This is a genomic window from Peptococcaceae bacterium, from assembly GCA_024655825.1.
Taxonomy (GTDB): domain Bacteria; phylum Bacillota; class Peptococcia; order DRI-13; family PHAD01; genus JANLFJ01.
In genome coordinates this window covers 36,088-42,087 of the sequence record JANLFJ010000028.1, presented here as the reverse complement: position 1 = coordinate 42,087, position 6,000 = coordinate 36,088, and the positions used below count along the sequence as shown (strand labels likewise).

At 38.8% G+C, this 6,000-nt stretch carries 3 protein-coding genes and 1 pseudogene; 2 read left to right on the top strand and 2 right to left on the bottom strand.

Translation table 11 applies throughout. The features are described 5' to 3' along the window. The first annotated feature begins 241 nt into the window (after positions 1-241). Positions 242-2,494: a DUF1566 domain-containing protein gene (locus NUV48_11035; GenBank protein MCR4442671.1), complete on the top strand. Its 2,253-nt coding sequence runs from the start codon at positions 242-244 to the stop codon at positions 2,492-2,494. Positions 2,495-3,057: 563 nt separating this feature from the next. Further along, positions 3,058-4,203 (top strand): annotated as a pseudogene (locus tag NUV48_11030) (IS110 family transposase). 220 nt (positions 4,204-4,423) lie between these two features. Here the strand turns inward: NUV48_11030 and NUV48_11025 are convergent. Together NUV48_11025 and NUV48_11020 are read right to left on the bottom strand one after the other, a co-directional pair. Then, the gene (locus tag NUV48_11025) at positions 4,424-5,155 is read right to left on the bottom strand and encodes a transposase zinc-binding domain-containing protein (protein ID MCR4442670.1); all 732 of its coding nucleotides are present in this window, start codon (positions 5,153-5,155) and stop codon (positions 4,424-4,426) included. Next, positions 5,148-5,999: a site-specific integrase gene (locus NUV48_11020; GenBank protein ID MCR4442669.1), complete on the bottom strand. Its 852-nt coding sequence runs from the start codon at positions 5,997-5,999 to the stop codon at positions 5,148-5,150. Before NUV48_11020 ends, NUV48_11025 begins: the two co-directional genes overlap by 8 nt. Position 6,000: the final 1 nt, after the last annotated feature.

The window sequence follows — 6,000 nt, the reverse complement described above, 5'->3', positions numbered from 1 at the left end:
AAATATTTTTTGATTATGCTTTGGTGTTATTTTCCATCAACTGCATAACTCCTGTAATATTATATAAACATCTTGCTGATTTTGTGGATGTCAAGGGTATAATGGCAAGTATTTATTGGAACAAATAAAAACACAGAGAGAACCATCTATTTAGTTTTGTAGGTTGATAAAGTGACTGTATGTTAAAAATATCTTATAGAGATGCTTTTTAATATGAATAAATAAGTGAGGGTGATATAACTTGAAGAAAGTAATAGTAATATTGTTGATAACATTGATTATGATTCAGTTTGGGTGCAGTACCAATTCAAACAGTGCAGATTTGAACATTAATAATAGCTCTCAAGATGATTCTTCGGTAACATTGACTTATCCGATTGTTGATACTGGTGTTAAGGAAAGCTACAGTGATACAGATGTTATCCCTAAACCTAAAGAAGGCGATCCATTTTATGGACAAGATTCTAATTATAGCGGAAATGAACCTAGTTACACTGATAATGGGGATGGTACTGTAACAGACAATGTTACCGGGTTAATGTGGATGAAGGACATGGGCGAGAAGATGACATGGGAAGAAGCAATGGCTTATGCTGAAACTTGCACATTTGCAGGATATAATGATTGGCGGGTGCCGTCTATAAAAGAACTGTATTCACTTATTCTCTTTACAGGAACATCTGGCGGAGAAAAGGCAGGAGAAAGGTTGTTTATTGATACCCGCTACTTCAATCAACCGCTTGGAGATGTTACCAAGGGAGAAAGAGAAATTGACGCCCAGACATGGTCTTCGACCGTTTATGTTGGAAAAGTAATGAATGGGCAAGAAGCAATATTTGGAGTAAATTTTGTGGATGGAAGAATCAAAGCTTATCCAAAATATAAGCCAGGTACCAAAAGACCAAATGCTATGTATGTAAGACTTGTAAGAGGAAATCCGGAATATGGTAAGAATAATTTTATTGATAACGGAGATGGTACGATTACTGACCTTGCTACGGGACTTATGTGGCAGAAGAATGATAGTGGGGTTGGTTTAAATTGGCAGGAAGCACTTGCTTATGCTGAAAATCTTGAACTGGCTGGATATAAAGATTGGCGATTGCCTAATGCTAAAGAACTGCATAGTATTGTAGATTATACGCGTTCACCTGGAACAACTGGTTCGGCTGCTATTGATCCATTATTTAATGTTACCCCGATTAAGGATATTAAGGGCAATAAACAATATCCTTATTTCTGGACAAGCACTACTCACCTGGATGGGAAAAATCCGTATTCTTCTGCTGCTTATATAGCTTTTGGTTATGCACAAGGGATAATGAATAATAAGCTCATGGATGTACATGGTGCGGGAGCACAACGCAGTGATCCAAAATCCGGCAACAAGATGGACTATCCTCAGGCATGGGGACCGCAGGGTGATATCCGTATGGTTTATAACTATGTGCGTTGTGTACGAACTGTAGATTTGTCTTCGTTAAATACAAAAGCTGAGAAATCTCAAGCCCAAAGTGGTAATACTGATGAAGTTTCTCCGTTTTCCTTCGTCGTTATGGCAGATACCCACATGGACGAAGAAACAGATTTCGATATTCTCTATCAAACCTTTCACAATATTGTTAAGTCTTCTCCGGCATTCATTATGGATTTAGGAGATACACTAATGTTTGGAGATTATGGAGAAACGCTGGAAGAAATGCGTGAAAGGGCTCTGTTTGTTTCAGAAAAATTGTCTCCTCTGAAGAATATTCCGATATATTTTGTAACAGGGAATCATGATGGCGAGAACGGTTTCCGGCCTAAACAGCAAAGACTATCGAGAAGTATACGGAACGAATATTTTCCAATGCCAAGTATCAACTCATCATTTTCAGGTGACACAAAAAATGCCAACTACTACGCATTTGAATATGAAAATGTTCTTTTTGTGGTATTGGACGCCTTTACTTTTACAACAGATTCTTCAGCAGGATGGTCTGATACATTGGGTTTAGAACAGTATCAGTGGCTGGAAAGCATATTAAAAAACAGTAAGTGTGATACAAAGTTTGTCTTTGTCCACCATTTGCTTGGTGGAATCGATGTAGAACACAGAGGTGGGGCGCAGGCTTCAAAATATTTTGAATGGGGAGGAAGGGATCTCAACGGTTCATATACCTTTAATAAAAACAGAGTGGATTTTACTATGCCAATTCATGAGTTGCTTGTTCAAAATCATGTTACTGCTGTTTTTCATGGACATGATCATTTTTATGCCAACGAGCAAAGGGACGGAATTCATTATATTTTAGTTCCCCAACCTGGAATAAGTCGTATAGCAACAAAAAAAGCAGTGGAATATGGTTACAATCCGGACGATACATTACCATCTGCTGGATTTTTAAATATATCGATTGAATCTGAATTAATTTGTATTTCTTATATAAAAACAGACAAAAACAACGGTGATTTTACAGTTGCTGATGAGTTTACAATTCAAAGAAAAAATTGATGACTTGATTTATTATAACTAAATAGAATGAAATCGAAGTAGAGAAAGAAACAAATAATCCAATATATATGATGATGGGCTTAAGTAATATATATGGAACAGAAAAGTCTTTGATGCAAAAAGTTTCGAAGATATAAAAATAAAATTGCTATGTGAAAGATACAAAATTATTTGGAAGAATTTTTAAATAAATGGAAGAAGACAATAAGGAATCCGTTAAACCATTAACAATTTCTTTAATGCTGTATCAGCACTTCATATCTTAGTGGAAAACAGCCAAAAACCCATTGATATGTTCCCGCATACGTAAGGTTCAAAAATGAACGCAAGACATCAATGCCATCAACTCGAGCCAGCTCGTATGCACACAAAAATATTGCCTTAGAGCATGAATACCAATCAATGGTAACATTGAGCTGCCATACATCTGTATAATACATATTTCAGGGAGCGTGATCCTTTGCTAAAAGTTATTAACCCAGTTGTTTGTGGTCTTGATGTCCATAAGGATTCTGTAAAAGCATGTCTCCTTAAGGCCCAAAGATTCACAAAGGTATGAAGACACAATCAAAACATTTACAACTATGACCTCGGACCTTGAAAAATTAAAAGCATGGCTTTTGGAAGAAGACTATACCAAAGTAGCCATGGAGAGCACCGGCAAGAACTGGATACCTGTACACAATATCCTTGAGGATTCAATGGAAATTGTTCTGGCTAATGCTCGTCACGTAAAGAATCTTCCTGGGCGCAAAACAGATACCAACGATGCTAGATGGCTGGCAAAGCTTCTTGCACTGGGCCTTGTAGAAGGCAGCTTTGTCCCTCCAAAATACATCAGGGAACTTAGAGATTTAACAAGACGCAGACAAAAACTGATTCAAATGCGTTCATCGGAAAGAAGCCGTCTCCTTGATGTCCTTCGTACAAGCAATATCATGCTTTCAAGCGTTGTTTCAGACGTTTTCGGCGTTTCTGGAATGGCAATGATTGCTGCATTAATATCCGATGATGAGGAGAAAAGCAACGATGTCGAATCAATTGCCAATCTTGCGAAACGCAAGCTTCGCCAAAAAATCCCTCAGTTGCTTGAATCTTTAAATGGCCAGCTGAACAACCATCAAAAAGATCTCATCAAGGAAATTTTAGGGCATCTGGACTTTCTTAATTCACAAATTGCCAAGCTGGAAAGCATGATCGATGAAAAATGTGAGCCTTACAAGGAACTTATTGATATCATCGACTCTCATCCCGGCATTGACAAAACGGCTGCTCAGGCGATTCTTGCGGAAATAGGCCCTGACATGGAAGTGTTTCATTCTGAGGATCATATTGCTTCATGGTGTGGGCTAAATCCGGGTAATAACGAGAGCGCCGGCAAAAGAAAATCCACGCGCGTTAAAGCCGGAAACAACTACGTAAAAACCCTTCTTTGCCAGTGTGCTCATGCAGCTTCAAACACAAAAAACACTTACATTTCTGCGAGGTACTGGTCAATCAAAGTAAGACGTGGGCCTCAAAAAGCTGCTGTTGCAACTGCAAGAAAAATTGTAACAACAATTTACCATATGCTCAAGACAAAGAGCCTTTACCAGGAACATGGTCCGGATTTTTATAAAGAAGCAAGGAACAAAAACAAAGCTCGCAGCATGATTAAGAGGCTTCAGGCTCTTGGTTACGAAGTCAAAGAAAAAGGTTTAGCTGTTTAACAAGGTTCGTAAAGGTCGATAGATAACTTTTCTACCCAAAGCACGTTTTATTATGCTTGTAGTTTTTTATTGTCTTTTTTAGGGTTAAGAATGGCTTTGCGGGTCTTTTTCCCGGGGAAGCTAAACTTCATACCAATCATCCATAGAAACCAAGCGGTTATTGTAAATAGCAATCTTATGGGTATAGATAGCGGCTTAAATACTCCACCACACGATGAGACTACTTAAAAGGCTTCTTGCAGTAGACTACCCAGGAAGTATCATATAGAGAATCGAGCAAAGACTGAAAACTAGATTTTTCGGCATATTGAAGCGATTCTCCAGAGAACCTTAATTTGATTTTCACAAAAGCCTTTTTCAAGTAGAAAAGGAACTTGCCCCGGAACACCTTGGACAAAACCTTTACAGGAATAAAGAACTTTTTTCTCGAACGCACAAAAGATAAGCCGGAAGGAGAAAGACCACCCCCAGGAACAATACAGTGGACATGGGGATGGAAAGAAAGGTTTTGTCCCCATGTATGAAGTACCATCGTCACGCCGATCTGAGCTCCCAAAAACTTTTTATCCAGAGCAAGTTTGGAGAGAGTTTCTGATGCCGCCTTAAAAAGAAGAGAGTACATCAAATCCTGGTTAGAGAGAAACAAACCATTAAGTTTATGAGGTACAGTGAAAACAACATGGAAATACCGGACTGGCAAAAGCTCAGACTTTCGATCCAAAATCCACTGCTCCTTATTCAAATTACCGCATTTAGGACAATTCCTGTTCCGGCAAGAATTATATGAGACCTTGGAACATCCGCAGGAATCACAAACATCCACATGACCTCCCAGAGAAGAAGTCCTACAATTTCTAATCGCATTTATAGCATTCAAGCCTTCATAATGAATAAAATGAGAATCAATAAAACGAACACCGAAGCGGGAAAAAACATCTTGCAACTCAAGCATCAAAGTCACCCCTAATGGCAAAATCCAGGGGACTTTTTAGGCCAAGAACCTGAGCGTGAGTAAGATGCAGGTATATAGAAGTAGTTTGAATATCGGAATGACCCAGCAGATTCTTAATTTGCAGGATGCTGGGACCATTATTTAAAAGGTGTGTAGCAAAACAATGGCGTAGAGTATGAACAGAAACATCCTTAAAAATCCCGGCAGTGACAAGGGCATTATGAAAAACGGATTGGATTGTCCGGGCAGAAATTGGCTTAGAATCAGGAACACCTGGAAAGAGCCAGGATTTAGGACGATACAGTTTCCAGTATTCACGAAGAAGAGAAAGATTCTTCTCTGACAGAATCGAATAACGGTCCTTATTTCCTTTAGATTGACGAATAAAGATACGCATCTGGGAACTATCAATATCGGAAACTTTCAAATGGGCAGCTTCACTGACCCGAAGCCCAGCTGAATAAATCGTAGAAAGAATAGCTTTGTGTTTGAGATTATTAGTAGAATTAATAATCTGAAAAACTTCCTGGGGAGATAAAATTACCGGAAGAAAAGACCTCTTTTTCACTCTGGGGACATGAAGCATATTCCATTTCCGGCATAGAGCCGACTGAAAAAAGAATTTAATAGCTCCATAGGCAGAATTAACGTAAGCTGAGCTCAGTTTTCTTTTGCAAATAGCATGATGAAGAAAAGCCCTGACATCGTCATAGCCGGCTGCTGCAGGGTGTTTGCCGCAAAATTGCGTAAAACGGCGGATGTGTGCCAGATAGTTTTTTTGAGTGCTTTTGGCAAAGCCCCTTAGCTCCATGGAGGTCATCATCAATTGAAGATAATCTTGCATA